The sequence below is a fragment of the Falsiroseomonas tokyonensis genome (assembly GCF_019024325.1).
GTDB classification, from domain to species: domain Bacteria; phylum Pseudomonadota; class Alphaproteobacteria; order Acetobacterales; family Acetobacteraceae; genus Falsiroseomonas; species Falsiroseomonas tokyonensis.
The window spans coordinates 1-15,867 of the sequence record NZ_JAFNJS010000007.1 but is presented as its reverse complement, the minus strand read 5'-3'; the positions used below and the strand labels follow the sequence as shown (position 1 = coordinate 15,867).

The window sequence follows — 15,867 nt, the reverse complement described above, 5'->3', positions numbered from 1 at the left end:
GCTTGCGACAGTGGCGCGCGGCGCCCACCCTCGGGCCGCCCCAGGGGGCCCGAAGGGGGAAAGCACCATGCCCGCCCGCCCGACCTTTCCCGGCGTCTATGTGCAGGAAGTCGCCTCCGGCCCCCGCGCCATCGCCGGCGCACCCACCGCCATCGCCGCCTTCATCGATGGTTTTCCGCGCGGTCCGCTGGATGTGCCGGTGGAGCTCACCAGCCTGGCCGAGGCCGAGGACCATTTCGGCGCCCCGCATCCGCACAGCCCCGCCAGCCATGCGCAGCGGCTGTTCTTCGCCAATGGCGGGGTGCGGGCCTTCGGGCTGCGCGTGGCGCAGGGCGCCGTCGCGGCCAGCGTCGTGCTTGCCGATGGCGCGGCGCCGCTGCGCGCCACCGCCGGCCGGCAATTGCAGGGCCGCAGCACGCCCGACCCCGGCGCCTGGGGCAATGCGCTGGAACTGGAGGTGGATTTCGAGGGCACGGAGACCGCCGACGACTTCAACCTGACCATCCGGGAGGTCGCGGCGGCCGAGGGCGGGCCCCGGCCGCTGCGGCAGGAGGTCTTTGCCCGGCTGACGATGAACCAGGCCGATCCGCGCCAAGCCTTGGCACTGGTCAATGCCGGATCGCGCCTGGTGCAGCTTTCCGGCGATGGCGCACGGCCCCTGGCCAATGGCCATCTCTCCGCCCCGCTGGCCGCGCGCAGCGGCCCCGGCACCCGCCTGGCGCTGACGCTGGCCCTGGCCGGCCGCCCGGCGGGGCAGGCGCTGGACCTCGTCCTGCCGAAGCCGGCCTTCGCCGCCTGGGCCGACCTTCGCCCCGGCCTGGAACAGGCGCTGCGCGCCCTGGCGCCGCAGGCGGCGGAGGCGGATCGGCCGATCTATGCGGCAGCGAGGCTGCTTCTGATGGGCACCGGCAGCGCGGAGCATCCCTTCCGCTGGCATCTGCTGCCGGGTCGGGGCCAGGCCGGGCTCGATCCCGCCACCCGCTTCGTCATCGGCGGCGCAAATGCCGGGGAGGGCGATGCGGATGGGCTGCGCCTGGCCGATGGCCTGGCCGAGATCGGCCCCGCCTGCCACCGCCTGTCCGGCGGCCAGGACGGCGAGATGCCGGTGCCGGAGGCCGCGCTGCTGGGCGATGCCGTGGCCAGGACCGGCCTGCATGCGCTGCAGGCGCTGGAGGGTTTCGACACGCTCTGCCTGCCGCGCGCCGCGGACCTGCCCGATGCGGCGATGGGCCGCGTACTGGCCGCGGCCACGCACCTTTGCGAAGCGCGCCGCGCCATGCTGCTGGTGGACCTGCCCGGCGCCGTCACCAACGCCACGCAGGTGCGGGACTGGGTGGCGGCGCATGCCGCGCTGCGCCACCCCAATGCGGCGGCCTATTTCCCGCGCCTGCTGGTGCCGGATGCGCAGGGCGGGGCGCGCAGCCTGGCTGCCTCCGGCGCCATCGCCGGGCTGCTGGCGCGCATGGATGCGCAGCGCGGCGTCTGGAAAGCGCCGGCGGGCACGGAGGCCAGGCTGCACCAGGTCAGCGGCTTCGACGTGGCGCTGACCAATGCCGATTCCGCGCTGCTGAATCCGCTGGGGCTGAACGTGTTGCGGGTGATGCCGGGCCTCGGTCCCGTCTGCTGGGGCAGCCGCACGCTGATGGGCGAGGATTCCCTGGGTTCCGAATTCAAGTACCTGCCCGTGCGCCGCCTGGCCCTGTTCCTTGAAAGGTCGTTGCGGCAGGGCCTCGCCTGGACGGTCTTCGAGACCAATGATGCACGGCTCTGGCAGCAGGTCCGGGCTAGCGTCGAGGCCTTCCTGCACGGCCTGTTCCGCCAGGGCGCGTTCCAGGGCGCCACGCCGCGCGAGGCCTTCTTCGCCCGATGCGATGCGACAACGACGACGCAGCAGGACATCAACCAGGGCCTGGTACAGCTGGTGGTGGGCTTCGCGCCGCTGCGGCCGGCGGAATTCGTGGTGCTGACGCTGACGCTGCGCGCCGGCCAGGGCTGACCGGACTGGCTGTTGCGTGCCTCGCCCCGGCCCGCCACCATGGCCCTCGCATAGGGAGAGCGCGCCATGACGTGCCATTGCCGGACCATCCGCGGATACTTCGCCGCATGAGCGGCGCGATCGCCGAGGCCTCCGCCGCGCTGGTGGCGCTGCTGCGGGAGGGGCTGCCCGACCAGCCGGTCATGCTCTCCCCGGCCGAGGGGGCGGAGGGTGTCTCGCTGCGCCTGCTGCATCTGCGCCCGGATGGGCGGCTCGCTAACCGGACGCTGGGCTTCGACCCGGCCGGCACGCGCGCCGCGCCGGCCGAGCTGGGGCTGGAGCTGATCTATCTGCTGACCGCCGAGCATGGGGAAGCGCTGGTGGCGCAGCAGGCGCTGGGCGCCGCGCTCGGCGTGCTGCATGGCACCCCGCTGCTGCAGACGCCGGGCGGCGCCCGGCTCCGGCTTGCCATCCTGTCCGCGCCGCTGGCCGAGATGGTGATGACCTGGACGGCGCTGCGCGAGACGCTGCGCTGCGGCGCGCTGATCAGCATCTCCGGCCTCGAGCTGGCCGTGGCCAGCCCGGCGGCGCCGGGTGCCCCGGTGGTGTCGGAACGCCGATAGCGACCCCGGTGGCAAGGCCGGGGCGCTTGGCCTAAGACCTCCCTCGCCGCACCATCGCGGCCAGCAGACTGGGCCAGGCGCCGCATGGACAATGACGATTTCCTCATCCTCCGCAGCGGGGAAGCCGAGGGCCTGGTAACGCCGGAGGAAGCCCTGGAGGCGGTGGAGGATGCCTGGAAGGACTATGCCCAGTCCCGCCAGGTTCTGTCCGATCCGCCCAGCCTGCGCCTGGCGACCCCGGGCGCGCAGTTCCGGGTGAAGGGCGCGGTGCTGCCCGACTCCGGCCTCGCCGGCTTCCGCCTGCTCTCGGAAGGCGAGGCGACGCGGGACTGGTTTTTTCTCAGCGATCTCCAGGGCCGCCCGATGGCCTTGATCGAGGCCTCCTGGCTGCGGTCGCTGCGCACAGCCAGCACGGCGGCCTTGGCCGCAAAACTGCTGGTGGCGCCGGGAGTGACGCAGGCGGCGATCATCGGCGCCGGGCGCATCGCGGCGCATCTGCCGGCGGCGCTGGCGCTGGCCCTGCCGGGGCTCACCAGCCTGCGGGTGGCGGCCCGCAAGCCGGAGGCGGTGGAGGCCTTCTGTGCCGCACGGCAGGGCGGGCTGGCGCTGAAGCTGGAAGCGGCGGCCTCGCCGGCCGAAGCCGCGGCGAAGGCGGGGCTCGTCATCACCGTCAGCAGCGCCGCGGCGCCGGTGATCGGCGCCGGGGATCTGGCGCTGGGGGCCACGCTGGTGGCGCTGGGCCAGGCGGATGTGGCGGCGGATGTGCTGGGCTGGGCGGGCGCCTTCTTCGTCGACAGCGCCGATTTCAGCCGGCCCGGCGGCAATCTCGGCGCCTGGATGGCGGCCGGCGCCACCACGGAACTGGCGCTGGCGCGGCAGGTGGGGCCGGATCTCGGCCTGGTGGCGGCCGGTCTGGCGCCGGGGCGGGGCGCGCCTGGGCAGAATGTGCTGGCGGTGCTGCAGGGCATGGCGATCGGCGACCTGGCGCTGGCCGCCATTGCCTGGCGCAAGGCGCGGCTGCGCCGGCTCGGCCTGCGCTTCGGCCTGGGCGAGGCGGCCACCGCGCGCTTCCGCGGCCCGACGCCGCGGCGGAACCGCAGCCTGCGCTGAAGGGGATGCGGGCCTGATGCTGCGGCTTTGTGCCACGACGCAGGTGCCGGAGGGCGAGGGCCGCAAGGTGGAGACTGCGGAGGGCGATTTTGCCGTCTTCAACCTGGGCGGCGCCTTCTTCGTCACGCAGAACGCCTGCAGCCACGGCCCTGGCCATCTGGGCGAGGGGCGCGTTTGCGACGGGGAGGTGGAGTGCGACGTGCATGGCGGCCGCTTCGACATCCGCACCGGCGCCGCCACGCGTGAGCCCTGCTGGGAGCCGCTGCTGGTCTGGGATGCTGTGATCGAGGCGGGCCAGGTCTGCATCCGCCTCGACCAGCCCCGCACGGCCTGAGATGGCGGTCGATTTCCTCGGGCTGGAGGCCTTCCTCTCGATCGCGGAGCGCGGATCCTTCCGCAAGGCGGCGGCGCATCTGAACCTGTCGCAGACCGGCCTCTCCCACCGCATCCGCAAGTTCGAGGATGCGCTGGGCTGCCGCCTGCTGGCGCGCACCACCAGGCAGGTGACGCTGACGCCGGCGGGGCTGGAACTGGCCGGCCGCGCGCGCGGGCCGGTAGAGGCGTTGGTGGCCGTGCTGTCCGAACTCCGCGCCGGCGCCGGGCGCGGCGAGCAATCCGTCACCATCGGCTGCCTGCCCACCATCGCCGTGCATCACATCCCCCGCCTGCTGGTGGAATTCGCCCGCAGCCACCCGGCGGTGACGGTGCGGGTCTTCGACAATTCGGCCAGCGAGATCGCCGATGGCGTGGCGCGGGGGGATGCCGAATTCGGCATCACCATCGTCTCCGCCAATCGGTGGGACCTGGATATCGTGCCGCTGCTGACCGAGGCCTTCGTCGTCGCCTGCCCTTCCGCGCATGATTTCGCCGGCCGCCCGCATCTGAGCTGGGCGGATCTGGAAGGCCGGCCGCTGGTGCGCGTCGCGCCGCATACCGGCAACCGCGCGCTGCTGGACGAGGCGCTGGGGCCGCGGCGGGATGCGATGGAATGGCGCTACGAGGTGCAGCACCTGGCCACCGCCATCAGCATGGTCGAGGCTGGCCTGGCGCTGGCGGTGGTGCCGCTGCTGGCGGTGGATGCGGCCGGGTCGCCCGGCGTGGTGGCGGTGCCGCTGCGTGACCCGGGGGTGGTGCGCCGCTTGGGCGTCGTCTCCCGCCGCGGCGTGCCGCTTTCGCCGGCGGCGGAGGCGCTGCTGGCGCTGCTGCGCCGGCATTTCCGGGCGCGGCCGAGGGGGCGGGTGGCGCGGGGCGGCTGAGCGCAACCTGCGCCCGCCGTAGGCGGGCGAGCGGCCGGTCACGGCACTGCCGTGACCCGCCGCGGCTCGTGCCGCGCAGCCAAGGCCGCGGAGCGGCCGCCCGGCAACTGAGGGCATGCATTAAACGGCATAATCGCGCCGTTCTTTCCATTTGTCGCATGCGCCGCTTGGGGCCATCTTCCGGGGCAATCACGCCACCCCGAGGAATCGCATGTCCAAGTCCGGTCTCGTCATCACCGCCCATCCGGGCGACTTCGTCTGGCGCGCCGGCGGCGCCATCGCGCTGCATGCCAAGCGCGGCTACCGCATGAAGATCCTCTGCATGTCCTATGGCGAGCGCGGCGAGAGCCAGTTCGCCTGGAAGGAGAAGGGCGCGACGCTTGAATCCGTGAAGGCCGGCCGCAAGGCGGAGGCCGAGGCGGCCGCTGCGGTGCTCGGCGCCGAGATCGAGTTCATGGATGCCGGCGACTATCCGCTGGGCAATACGCCGGAGATGCTCGACCGCGCCATCGACATCTTTCGCGAGCTGAACCCCAGCTTCGTCCTCAGCCATGCCCTGAAGGACCCCTACAACTTCGACCACCCCGAGGCCGCGCATTTCGCCCAGCAGGCGCGCGTCATCGCCCAGGCGATGGGCCACAAGCCGCAGGCGGACTACACCTACTCCGCCCCCGCCATGTTCCTGTTCGAGCCGCACCAGCCCGAGCAATGCGACTTCAAGCCGGATGTGCTGCTGAACATCTCCGAGGTCTGGGAGACCAAGTTCAAGGCCTTCCAGTGCCTGCCGGCCCAGAAGCACCTCTGGGCCTATTATGAGCGCGTGGCGCTGAACCGCGGCATGCAGGGCGGCCGCAATTCCGGCAAGCCGATGGTCCATGGCGAGGCCTATATGCGCCTCTTCCCGCAGGCCCTCGAAGAGCTGGTCTGACCATGGCCGGACCGCTCGCCGGGCTGCGTGTGCTCGACCTTTCCTCCGTCGTCGTCGGCCCGGTCTGCACCGGCGTCCTGGCGGAGCAGGGGGCGGAGGTCATCAAGCTGGAGAGCCCGGAAGGCGACCTGCTGCGCAAGCTCGGCGGCAAGGGTCGCACGCCGGGCATGGCGGGGAAGTTCCTGAACTTCAACCGGGGCAAGCGGTCGATCTGCCTGGACCTGAAGCACCCGCGCGCCAAGGCGGTGCTGGCCCGCATCGCGGCGCGCTGCGACATCCTGGTGACCAATATCCGGCCGGAGGCGCAGAAGCGGCTCGGCGTGGATGCGGCCACCATGGCGGCGACGCTGCCGCGGCTGATCCATTGCTCCATCGTCGGCTTCCGGACCGATGGCCCCTATGCCGGCAAGCCGGCCTACGACACGGTCATCCAGGGCGTCTCCGGCATCGCCGGCTGTTTCGAGGCTTCAACGGGCGAGCCGCGCTACGTGCCGATGCTGGTGGCGGACCATGTCTGCGGGCTGATCGCCGCCCAGCAGATCGGCTTCGCGCTGTATCGGCGGGAAAAGACGGGGCGCGGCGAGAGCCTCGAAATCCCGATGTTCGAGAACATGGCGGCCTTCGTGCTGCAGGAACATCTGGGGCCGATGTCCTTCCGGCCCGCCCTCGGCCCGCCCGGCGACCAGCGGGTGCTGAGCCCGGAGGCGCGGCCGCTGAAGACCGCTGATGGATTCATCGCCGTCTCCGCCAATACCGACGCCCAGGCGCATGGCTTCTTTCGCGCCATCGGCCGGCCCGAGCTGATCGAGGATCCGCGCTTTGCCAAGGTCGCCGCCCGCACCGCGCATACCAAGGAGTATTTTGCCCTCCGTGCCACGGCGCTGGTGGGCAGGACCACGGCGGAATGGCTGGAGCTGTTCACCCAGTGCGACGTTCCGGCCATGCCCTACAACACCATCGAATCCCTGCTGACCGACCCCCACCTCCGCGCCACCGGCATGGTGCGGGAGGAGGAGCATCCGACGGAAGGCGCCACCTTCGCCATCGGTGCGCCCAATATCCTCTCGGGCGGCATGGCGCCGACGCTTCCCGCCGCGCAGCGCCTCGGCGCCGCGGGGCGCGACGTGCTCACCGAAGCCGGCCTGACGGCCCAAGAAATCGACGACCTGGCGCAGGACAATGCGCTGATCCAGCCCGAGGAAACCCCATGAACAACCTGCCACGCCGCGCCCTGCTGGCCGGCGCCACCCTTCTCGCCACGCCCGGCATCCTGCGCGCCCAGGGCGCCTGGCCGGAGCGTCCCGTGCGCCTGGTGGTGCCCTTCACCCCCGGCGGCAGCACGGACATCCTGGCCCGCGCCATGGGCGCCGAGCTGCAGGAAGCCTTCGGTCAGCCCTTCGTGGTGGAAAACCGCGCCGGCGCCGGCGGCACGCTCGGCAGCGAGATCGTCGCCCGCGCCGCCCCCGATGGCTACACGCTGATGATGGGCCATATCGGCACGCTCGCGGTGAACCCCGCGCTGTACCGCAACCTGTCCTTCGACACGGTCACCTCCTTCGCGCCCATCGTGCTGGTGGCGAATGTCGCGAACATCCTGGCGGTGAACACGCGCAAGCTGCCGATCACCTCGGCGCAGGAGCTGATCGCGCGGGCCAAGGCGAATCCCGGCGCCATCACCTATGGCTCCGGCGGCAATGGATCGGCCGCGCATACCGCGGTGGTGGCCTTCTGCCTGGCCACCGGCATCGAGCTGACGCATGTGCCCTATCGCGGCACCGGCCCGATGATGAACGACCTGATCGCCGGCCAGATCGACATGACCATGACCGGCGGCCCGCCGATCCTGCCGCCCGTGCGCAGCGGGCTGCTGCGCGCCATCGGCGTCTCCTCCCTCACGCGCCTGTCGAGCGCTGCCGACATCCCGACGCTGGATGAGCAGGGCGTCACCGGCTTCGATGCGGTGCAGTGGTACGGGCTGGTGGCCCCGGCCGGCACGCCGCGCCCGATCATCGACCGCATCAACGCCGCCAGCACCCGCGCCCTGCAGAGCGAGAAGCTGAAGCCGCGCCTGGCGGCCGAAGGCGCGGATGCCGCGCCCGGCACGCCGGAGCAGTTCCGCGACCTGATCATCGCCGAGCGCGAGCGCTGGGGCGAGGTGATCCGCCGCGCCAATGTGACGAATGACTGAGGCGCGCATGACCCATCCCACCCGTCGTGCCGTCCTCGGCGCCGCGCTGGCCCTGCCGGCCCTCGGCAGCGCCCGCGCCCAGGCCTGGGCGCCGAGCCGCCCGATCCGCATCGTCGTGCCCTTCGGGCCTGGCGGCGTCGCGGACCTCACAGCGCGCGCCGTGGCGCAGCGCATCTCGGAACGGCTCGGCCAGCCGGCGGTGATCGACAATCGCCCGGGCGCCGGCGGCATCGTCGCCAGCCAGCAGGTGCTGGCCGCGCCGGCGGATGGGCATACGCTGCTCGTCGCCTCCAACGGCACCGCCATCAGCAAGGCGCTGTTTCGCCAGCTGCCCTTCGATCCGCTGACAGATTTCGCGCCGGTCGTCACCATGGGCGCCTTTCCCATCGCGGTGGTGGTGGCGCCGAATTCGCCGGACCGGGACATCGCCGGGCTGCTGGCGCGGCTGCGGGCGAATCCCGGTAAGCTGAACATCGGCAGCATCACCGCGGGCAGCACCCAGAACCTATCGGCCGAGCTGTTCAAGATCCGCAGCGATACGCGCTTCGAGACCATCGCCTTCCCGGCCACGCCGGCGCTGACAACGGCGCTGATCCGCGGCGATGTCGATGCGGCCTTCGAAATCACCGGCCCGATCATGGGCCAGATCCAGGCCGGCGCGCTGCGCGTGCTGGCGGTCACCTCCGCCACGCGGGCGCAGAACCTGCCGAATGTGCCGACGCTGACGGAAGCCGGCGTGCCGGATTACGACGTCGCCTCCTGGAATGCGCTGATGGCGCGCACTGGCACGCCGCCGGAGGCGATCGCCGCCATCAACGCCGCGGTGAACGAGGCGCTGGCCAGCGCCGACCTGCGCGCCACGCTGACCGAGGTCGGCGTCGAGCCCCGCGGCGGCACGGCCCAGGCCATGGGCGAGCTGCTGCGCGCCGATACCGCGCGCTGGACCGAAGTGATCGAGAAGGCAGGAATTCCGCGCCAGTGAAGAAAGACATCCCCACCTGCAAGGGCCCGGACCCCGATACCCGCACCCCGCGCCTGGTGCTGCCGCCCGGCGCCTGCGACAGCCACTGCCACGTCTTCGGCCCCGGCGCCGTCTTTCCCTATGCCGAGGACCGCGCCTATACGCCGCCCGACGCGCCCTTCGAGGGGCTGGTGGCGCTGCACCGAAAACTCGGCGTTTCGCGTGCCGTCATCGTCCATGCCTCCTGCCACGGCAGCGACATGACGGTGACGCTGGACGGCATCGCCCGCTCCAACGGCAGCATGCGCGGCGTGGCCGTGGTGGAGCCCGGCGTGACGGATGCGGAGCTCGCCCGGCTGCATGCAGGCGGCATCCGCGGCGTGCGCTTCAATTTCGTGCGGCACCTGGGCGGCATGCCGGACATGGCCTTCTTCCAGCGCGTGCTGACCCAGGCGGAGGCGCTGGGCTGGCATGTGGTGCTGCACCTGGATGCGCAGGACATCGTGCCCCTGGCTGATACCATCTCCTCGATCCGCATCCCTTTTGTCATCGACCACATGGCGCGGGTGAAGGCGAAGGACGGGGTGGGCCAGCCGGCCTTCCGGCAGCTGCTGGAGCTGATGAAGAACCCGCTTGCCTGGGTGAAGATCTGCGGGTCGGAGCGGATTTCCTCGGCCGGTGCGCCCTTCCTGGATGCGGTGCCCTTCGCCCAGGCGCTGCTGGCCGCCGCGCCGGATCGCTGCCTCTGGGGCACCGACTGGCCGCATCCGAATATTGCGGGCGACATGCCGAATGACGGCGACCTGGTGGACCTCCTGGGCGCGATGACGGACGACCCGGCGCTGATCCGCCAGGTGACGGTGGACAACCCCACCCGGCTCTACTGGGCCGACTGAGCGAACCATCGAGCCCCTCGCGCGTCCTGTCCTGTGACAGACAGCGAGGGGGTTTCGATGTCCGGTCACCGAAAATGGTTTTTTGCGGTGTTGGGCCTGGCCTGCATGGGTGGTGCGCCGGCCTTCGGGGATGAGCCCGCGGGGCGCGTCCTGCTGGGCGAGGCCTCCTACTACCACCCGCGCTTCCACGGCCAGCGCATGGCCAATGGCGAGCGCTTCGACGCGCAATCCGATGCCGCGGCCAGCCGAACGCTGCCCTTCGGCACCATCGCGCGGGTCACCAATTTGGAAACGGGGCAGACCGCGCAGGTGCGGATCGCCGATCGCGGGCCGCATTCGCGGCGGCGCATCCTGGATGTCAGCCCGCGCACGGCACGGCAGCTCGGCATGCGGAACAGCGGCACGGCGCGGGTGCGGGTGGTGCCGATCGCGGTGCCGCAGCGCGCGGTCGCCGCACCAAGCGGCGCCGTGGCCACCCGGTCCAGCCTGATCCTGCGGCAGGCCACCGCGGCCCCCGTGCCGCGCGCGGCCCGCAGTCGCGCGCGCGCTGCGCCGCGGGCCGCCGCACGGGCCTCCGTTAGGGCCACGCCGCGCGCCGCGTCCCCCGCCCGCGCTTCGGCCGCGCCGAGGACGGCGCCCCGCAGCCGGGGGCGCCGCTGAGTTCAGGCCGCGCGCTGGCGGCGGCGGACCAGGCCGAGGCCGGCCAGGCCCAGCCCGAACAGCGCCAGGCTGGCCGGTTCCGGCACCGGCACCGGGGCGTTGCCGTCGAAATCCAGGCGCGTCGGCTGGCTGTGCATCTCGCCGCGGCCGTCATAGCTGGCGGCGAAGAGGCTGCCCTCGATCGGCGTGTGGTTGCGAACCGCCGCATGCGGCGCCAGCACCGTGCCGCCCCATTGCCGCTGGAAGTCGAGGCTGGTGGCTTCGGCGAAATTCCAGATCACGTCGCGGGCGACGGAGGTCGCGTTCAGGAAATTGGCCTGGCCGCCATAGGACCCGCCGGTCACGTTGAAGACCGCGCCCTCCCGCCCGTTCAGGTTCAGGCTGAAGGAGGCGAAGGCCGAAAGCTGGGCGACGGTGACGTTGAACACGGCGAGGCCAGAGCCGGCGCTGGCCGTGATCGGCACGTTGTTCGGGAAGCCGGGGGTGGCGGCGCCGGGCAGGGTGCTGTTCGCGGTCATCAGCGCCAGCTCCGCCGACAGGGCGCTGAGCGGCGCGACGAAGGTCTCGGCGAAGCCGGGCAGCGGGTTCGGGGCGGGCGGGTTGGGTCCGCCGCCGATGGACCGGCCACCGCCGCCATTGGTGTTGGTCATGCCCGCCGCCGTCCCGGCGATGGTCACGCCGCCGCCATTGTCGATGTTCAGCGGGCCGCCGGTGGTGGAACTGCCATAGACGGTCAGCGCTCGGAACTCCGAACCCGCCGCGGCCCCGGGCTTGTTGAAGAAGGTGGCGCCGCCGGTGAGGCTGCCGCCGACCACGGTGCGGCCCTCGACATCCGAATTGGTCGCGAAATTCCCGATCGTGACGACGTTGAACTGCCGCAGGATCTCGGTGGCCGTGAGGGGACCGGCCTGGGCGGCCGGGATGCTGGCGGTGCCGATCAGGGCAAGGGCCAGGAGGGTGCTGCGCAGCTGCATCAAAAATGTTTCCTGAGGCATGAAAAGACTCATGCCGCAGGTTAATGCAACCTTGGTGCCACTTCGGAACGTCCAAATTTTACAGAGACTTGCGCCGAGTGTCGCGGGGCGCCGGCCGGACCTGTAAGGTCCGCCGACAGTCTAGCCCTGTGCCCGCTGGGTCAGCGTGCCGGCTTCCTCCCGCCGCATCCGCGGATGCGGGCCGGGGTTCCGGCGCCAGACGGCATGGGTCAGCACGACTGCGAAGGTCACCCAGGCGAGGTAAGGCACCATCAGCCAGGCGGCCGTCGTGGAAATCGGCGCGAACAGCAGGATGCAGGCCAGGATCGACAGCCACAGCGCCGCCGCCTCGACCACCGCCCAGCCCAGCTTGCGCAGCCCGAAGAAGACCGCGGACCAGCCGGAATTCAGCACCAGCTGCAGCAGCCAGACCAGGATGGGCAGGCGGATCCCATCCTCCCGCCAGACCAGCCAGCCGGCGGCGGCGATCATCAGGTACAGCACCGACCAGGCGATCGGGAACAGCCAGTTGGGCGGGTTCCAGGATGGCTTGCGCAGGCCCGCATACCAGGCGCCGGGTTTGAAGATGGCGCCTGTGGAGGCTGCCACGAAGCAGGCCGCCAGGCAGCCGACGGCGCCGAGGATGAGGGTCCAGTTCATGGAAGCTTGATGGACTTGGGCGTCCACTCTGTCCACAGGCTTCGCGGCCCGGCCGGGGCGCTCCACGAGCTGTGTTGGGCGAACCGCGCCGGGCCGGCGCCGTTTGCAAGCGGGCGGGAGAGGTCTAGGCTCCATATTGCAGTTTTATGACAAGGATCGAGGTGGTGTCGCAGGCAGCACTGCTGGTGGAACTGGCCGGCCATGCCGCGCTGCTGCTCTGGGGGCTGCATATGGTGCAGTCCGGCGTGCAGCGCGGCTTCGGCATGCGGCTGCGCCATGTGCTGGGGGTGGGGCTGGGCAGCCGGGCGCGGGCGGTGCTGGCGGGGCTCGCGATCACCGCCGCCTTGCAATCCTCCACCGCCACGGCGCTGATGCTGGGCAGTTTTGCCGCCGGCGCCGGGGTGGCGCTGGCGCCCGCGCTGGCCGGCATGCTGGGGGCCAATCTCGGCACCGCGCTGATCGTGCTGGTGCTGTCCTTCCCCACCGGGGCGCTGGCGCCGGGGCTGGTGCTGGGCGGGGTGGTGGCCTTCCGGCGCGGCGCGGCCGGGCGGGCGCGGGATATCGGGCGGGTGGCGATCGGCCTCGGCCTGATGTTGACCTCGCTCCATCTGCTCGGCCAGGCCATGGCGCCGGTCGAATCCTCCCCCGCTTTGCACCAGGTGCTGCAGGCCATTTCGGAAATGCCGCTGCCGAACCTGCTGGTGGCGGCGGTGCTGGCCTGGGCGGCGCATTCCTCCGTCGCCGCCATGCTGTTCATCGCGGCGCTCGCCGCCTCCGGCGCCGTGGGGGCGGAGGCCTGCATCGCCATGGTGCTGGGCGCCAATCTCGGCAGCGCCCTGAACCCGCTGCTGGCCGCGACGGGGGAGGTCGGGCCGGACCGGGCGCGGCTGCGCGTGGCGCTGGGCAATCTGGCGAACCGCGCCGTGGGGGCGGCGATCGTGCTGGCCGTGCTGCCGCAGGCCGCCGCCTTGCTCGGCCCGGTGGGCGCGCTGGCGGCGGCGCAGGCGCATCTGGCCTTTAACCTCGGTACCGCGCTGCTGGCCTGGCCGCTGCTCGGCCCGCTGTCGCGCCTGCTGGAGCGTTGGGTGCCGGACCGGCCCCAGGCCGAGGATGCCGGCGCCGCGCGCTACCTGGATGCCGGGGCGCTGGAGACGCCGCCCGTGGCGCTCGCCAATGCCGCGCGGGAGGTTCTGCGAATTGCCGATGCGGTGGAGGCCATGCTGGTCGCCTCCACCGCCGCCTTCCAGGAGGGCAATCGGGAGGGGCCGAAGGCTGCCAAGCGGCTGGACGATGTGGTGGACCGGCTGCACCGCCAGGTGCAGTTCTACCTGGCGCGCATTCCGCAGGAGGCGCTGGGCGAGGAGGAAGCCCGCCGCCTGGCGGAAATCCGCGCCTTCGCCGTCTCCCTCGAACATGCCGGCGATGTGCTGGACCGCGACCTCGGCGGGCTGGCCACCAAGCGGCTGCGGCGGGGGCTGGTGCTGCCGGCGGATATCGCGGCCGAGATCACCGGGCTGCATCTGCGGCTGCAGGCGCAGCTGCGCTTGGCCGTCGCGGTCTTCATGCGGGAGGATGCGGAAGCCGCCCGCCGCCTGGTGCGGGAGAAGGAGGCGCTGCGCGATGCGGAACGCCTGGCCCTCGCCCGGATGGCGGAGGCCGCGGATCGCAGCGCGGCCGAGGGCGGGGCCGCAGCCGGGCTGCTGCTGGATGCGGTGCGCGACCTGCGCCGGATCGGCGCCCATTTCGCGATGGTGGCCCACCCGCTGCTGGAGCGGCGGGGCGAATTGCTGCCGAGCCGGCTCTCCCCCGAAGTGCGGCTGGAGGAGGAGAGCCTGGCCGGCAGCCAATAGGCGTCACACCCGCCGCACGAAGCTCCTGCGGCCCGATGGGCCGAGGCCGCGACCGCGGCCCGCCGCTTATGCGGCGAAGCCAAGCCGCGCGGATGCGCGGCGCCCGGCGTTTGAGGAGCACAAAGGTGAAACCTTTGTGCGCTTGGTATCAATCGGCGGCCAGCGCCACCTCGGTCCGGCCGGTGGTGAGGGTCGCCATATGGCCGCCCAGCTCCCGCCGGCTCTGGTGGAAGGCCACCAGGTCCGGCCCGCGCAGCGGCTCGCCGCCCGGCAGTTCCACCCGGGCCGGGTTCTGCGCCACGCCGGCGATGCGGATCTCGTAATGCAGATGCGGGCCGGTCGACATGCCGCTGGAGCCCACCGCGCCGATCACCGCGCCTTGGCGCACGCGCGCCCCGGCCTTCAGCCCGCGGGTGAAGCGCGACATATGGGCATAGACCGTCTCCACCCCGCCCGGATGGCGTAGCCGCACGGTACGCCCATAGCCGCGTTCGAAGCGGATCGAGGCCACGGTGCCATCCGCCGCGGCATAGATGGGCGTGCCGGAGGGGGCGCCGAAATCGAGCCCCGCATGCCGGCGGCTATAGCCCAGCACCGGATGGCGCCGCATGCCGAAGCCGGAGGTCACCCGGGCGCCATCCAGCGGGGTGCGCAGGAAGCCGCCGCGCAGCGGCCGGCCATCGGCGCGATACCAGTCGACATCGCCATCCGGTCCGGCATGGCGCCAGACCTCCAGCGTCCGGCCGGACAGGGTGAGGGCGGCATAATGCAGCTGGCCATGGCCCAGCAGGTCTCCATCCGGGCCGCGCAGCCGCTCGAAGGCCACCGCGATGCGGTCGCCCGGCTGGATGTCCCGTTGGAAGTCCACCTCATGCGACAGGGCGCGGATCAGCGCATGGGTCAGGGGCGCGGGCAGGCCGGCGCGGGTGAGGCTGGAGAAGACGCCACCGCTGATCGGCGCCTCGACCCGGGCCAGGTGGCGCAGGCGGGGGGTGACGACCTCCTGCACCGACCAGCCCTCGCCCGCGCGCTGCAGGGCCACGGTATGGCCAGGCTTCGGCGCGATCTCGAGGCCGACCAGGGCATTCTCCCCATCGATCCGCAGCCCCACCTCCTGGCCCACGGCCAGGCGGCGCGGTTCGAAGACGGGGGTGAGGGCGGCGATGGCGGCATGGGCCTCCGCGGCATCCACCCCGGCATCATCGAGCAGCGCGCCCAGCGTATCGCCGGGGCGCACGGTGACGATTCGCTGCGCCTCGTCCGGCGGATCCGATGCCTGGGCCTGCGCCGCGGGCGCGGCAAAACCCAAGCAAAGGCAAAGGGCGAGGCGCAAAGTCGATATCATGCTGATGTCATGTCCCAAGTGGTCCCGCGAAGGAAACTCTTGGGCCGGTGTCATGAAGTCAACCGAAAAGGCAGTTTCGCAACGTAACGTCGGCAGCAATGTCAAGGGGTTGGGAGTTATGGCAGCCATGTGACGCAATGCATGACCCCGTGTTGACACCCCCCGCCCTGGGCCGTAGAAGCCGCCCACCGACGACGAGCCACACGGTTCTGGTCGGGGCGCCGGAAAGGGCGGGGTTGCAAACCGCGGAGCGATCCGCTAGATGCTCTCCCCCGTCGCTTCGGTGACAGTCTCCTCCCTCGCAGCGATGCGGTGGTGCCGGTGGTCAGGGTTCTGGCCTCGGACGAGACATTGTTCTTTTAAGCTGTATATCTGTTGAGGGAAGAGTATTGGTTGCTCTTTGGCTCTTGTGCCGGGTGCGGCTCACGCGAGTGGGTTGTG

The 15,867-nt window shown here is 71.8% G+C and carries 15 protein-coding genes; 12 read left to right on the top strand and 3 right to left on the bottom strand.

Features of this window, described 5'->3' with window-relative positions; genetic code table 11:
* Nucleotides 1–67: 67 nt before the first annotated feature.
* From J3S20_RS21430 to J3S20_RS21380, 11 genes are all read left to right on the top strand, one after another.
* A complete protein-coding gene (locus J3S20_RS21430) occupies nt 68–1,996 on the top strand; it encodes a phage tail sheath C-terminal domain-containing protein (protein ID WP_216838600.1) in 1,929 nt (642 codons plus the stop codon).
* Nucleotides 1,997–2,103: 107 nt separating this feature from the next.
* Nucleotides 2,104–2,598, top strand: coding sequence for a Pvc16 family protein (locus J3S20_RS21425; RefSeq protein ID WP_216838599.1), 495 nt, complete (start codon nt 2,104–2,106; stop codon nt 2,596–2,598).
* Nucleotides 2,599–2,682: 84 nt separating this feature from the next.
* The gene (locus J3S20_RS21420; RefSeq protein WP_216838598.1) at nt 2,683–3,708 is read left to right on the top strand and encodes a hypothetical protein; all 1,026 of its coding nucleotides are present in this window, start codon (nt 2,683–2,685) and stop codon (nt 3,706–3,708) included.
* Between the two features lie 16 nt (nt 3,709–3,724).
* On the top strand, nt 3,725–4,042 hold the full coding sequence (locus J3S20_RS21415) for a non-heme iron oxygenase ferredoxin subunit (RefSeq protein WP_216838597.1): 318 nt from the start codon (nt 3,725–3,727) through the stop codon (nt 4,040–4,042).
* Between the two features lies 1 nt (nt 4,043).
* A complete protein-coding gene (locus J3S20_RS21410; RefSeq protein ID WP_216838596.1) occupies nt 4,044–4,964 on the top strand; it encodes a LysR family transcriptional regulator in 921 nt (306 codons plus the stop codon).
* Between the two features lie 211 nt (nt 4,965–5,175).
* Nucleotides 5,176–5,892 (top strand): PIG-L deacetylase family protein, encoded by a 717-nt coding sequence (locus J3S20_RS21405; RefSeq protein WP_216838595.1) that lies wholly within the window; start codon nt 5,176–5,178, stop codon nt 5,890–5,892.
* A 2-nt stretch (nt 5,893–5,894) separates the two neighbouring features.
* On the top strand, nt 5,895–7,103 hold the full coding sequence (locus tag J3S20_RS21400; RefSeq protein WP_216838594.1) for a CaiB/BaiF CoA transferase family protein: 1,209 nt from the start codon (nt 5,895–5,897) through the stop codon (nt 7,101–7,103).
* Nucleotides 7,100–8,080: a Bug family tripartite tricarboxylate transporter substrate binding protein gene (locus tag J3S20_RS21395; protein WP_216838593.1), complete on the top strand. Its 981-nt coding sequence runs from the start codon at nt 7,100–7,102 to the stop codon at nt 8,078–8,080. The genes J3S20_RS21400 and J3S20_RS21395 overlap by 4 nt, the downstream gene beginning before the upstream one ends.
* Nucleotides 8,081–8,087: 7 nt before the next feature.
* Nucleotides 8,088–9,062 carry a Bug family tripartite tricarboxylate transporter substrate binding protein gene (locus tag J3S20_RS21390; protein WP_216838592.1) on the top strand — a complete coding sequence of 325 codons (975 nt, stop codon included), beginning with the start codon at nt 8,088–8,090 and terminating at the stop codon, nt 9,060–9,062.
* Nucleotides 9,059–9,937 carry an amidohydrolase family protein gene (locus J3S20_RS21385; RefSeq protein ID WP_216838591.1) on the top strand — a complete coding sequence of 293 codons (879 nt, stop codon included), beginning with the start codon at nt 9,059–9,061 and terminating at the stop codon, nt 9,935–9,937. Before J3S20_RS21390 ends, J3S20_RS21385 begins: the two co-directional genes overlap by 4 nt.
* Before the next feature lie 57 nt (nt 9,938–9,994).
* Nucleotides 9,995–10,597: a septal ring lytic transglycosylase RlpA family protein gene (locus J3S20_RS21380; RefSeq protein WP_246603137.1), complete on the top strand. Its 603-nt coding sequence runs from the start codon at nt 9,995–9,997 to the stop codon at nt 10,595–10,597.
* A 2-nt stretch (nt 10,598–10,599) separates the two neighbouring features.
* On the opposite strand, the gene J3S20_RS21375 is transcribed toward J3S20_RS21380, so the two are convergent.
* Both J3S20_RS21375 and J3S20_RS21370 read right to left on the bottom strand, forming a co-directional pair.
* Nucleotides 10,600–11,571 (bottom strand): collagen-binding domain-containing protein, encoded by a 972-nt coding sequence (locus J3S20_RS21375; RefSeq protein ID WP_216838590.1) that lies wholly within the window; start codon nt 11,569–11,571, stop codon nt 10,600–10,602.
* Between the two features lie 141 nt (nt 11,572–11,712).
* The gene (locus J3S20_RS21370; RefSeq protein ID WP_216838589.1) at nt 11,713–12,231 is read right to left on the bottom strand and encodes a TspO/MBR family protein; all 519 of its coding nucleotides are present in this window, start codon (nt 12,229–12,231) and stop codon (nt 11,713–11,715) included.
* Nucleotides 12,232–12,377: 146 nt separating this feature from the next.
* Here J3S20_RS21370 and J3S20_RS21365 point away from each other — a divergent pair, with 146 nt between their 5' ends.
* Nucleotides 12,378–14,081, top strand: a complete 1,704-nt coding sequence (locus J3S20_RS21365; RefSeq protein WP_216838588.1) for a Na/Pi cotransporter family protein — start codon at nt 12,378–12,380, stop codon at nt 14,079–14,081.
* A gap of 148 nt (nt 14,082–14,229) precedes the next feature.
* On the opposite strand, the gene J3S20_RS21360 is transcribed toward J3S20_RS21365, so the two are convergent.
* Nucleotides 14,230–15,390 (bottom strand): M23 family metallopeptidase, encoded by a 1,161-nt coding sequence (locus tag J3S20_RS21360; protein ID WP_216838587.1) that lies wholly within the window; start codon nt 15,388–15,390, stop codon nt 14,230–14,232.
* Nucleotides 15,391–15,867 lie beyond the last annotated feature (477 nt).

Bases quoted from the DNA above. Each gene is read 5' to 3' on its own strand.
- J3S20_RS21420 (WP_216838598.1), top strand. From the start codon at position 2,683: ATGGACAATGACGATTTCCTCATCCTCCGCAGCGGGGAAGCCGAGGGC.
- J3S20_RS21380 (WP_246603137.1), top strand. From the start codon at position 9,995: ATGTCCGGTCACCGAAAATGGTTTTTTGCGGTGTTGGGCCTGGCCTGC.
- J3S20_RS21395 (WP_216838593.1), top strand. From the start codon at position 7,100: ATGAACAACCTGCCACGCCGCGCCCTGCTGGCCGGCGCCACCCTTCTC.
- J3S20_RS21400 (WP_216838594.1), top strand. From the start codon at position 5,895: ATGGCCGGACCGCTCGCCGGGCTGCGTGTGCTCGACCTTTCCTCCGTC.
- J3S20_RS21365 (WP_216838588.1), top strand. From the start codon at position 12,378: ATGACAAGGATCGAGGTGGTGTCGCAGGCAGCACTGCTGGTGGAACTG.
- J3S20_RS21375 (WP_216838590.1), bottom strand. From the start codon at position 11,571: ATGCAGCTGCGCAGCACCCTCCTGGCCCTTGCCCTGATCGGCACCGCC.
- J3S20_RS21410 (WP_216838596.1), top strand. From the start codon at position 4,044: ATGGCGGTCGATTTCCTCGGGCTGGAGGCCTTCCTCTCGATCGCGGAG.
- J3S20_RS21390 (WP_216838592.1), top strand. From the start codon at position 8,088: ATGACCCATCCCACCCGTCGTGCCGTCCTCGGCGCCGCGCTGGCCCTG.
- J3S20_RS21425 (WP_216838599.1), top strand. From the start codon at position 2,104: ATGAGCGGCGCGATCGCCGAGGCCTCCGCCGCGCTGGTGGCGCTGCTG.
- J3S20_RS21430 (WP_216838600.1), top strand. From the start codon at position 68: ATGCCCGCCCGCCCGACCTTTCCCGGCGTCTATGTGCAGGAAGTCGCC.
- J3S20_RS21370 (WP_216838589.1), bottom strand. From the start codon at position 12,231: ATGAACTGGACCCTCATCCTCGGCGCCGTCGGCTGCCTGGCGGCCTGC.
- J3S20_RS21415 (WP_216838597.1), top strand. From the start codon at position 3,725: ATGCTGCGGCTTTGTGCCACGACGCAGGTGCCGGAGGGCGAGGGCCGC.
- J3S20_RS21405 (WP_216838595.1), top strand. From the start codon at position 5,176: ATGTCCAAGTCCGGTCTCGTCATCACCGCCCATCCGGGCGACTTCGTC.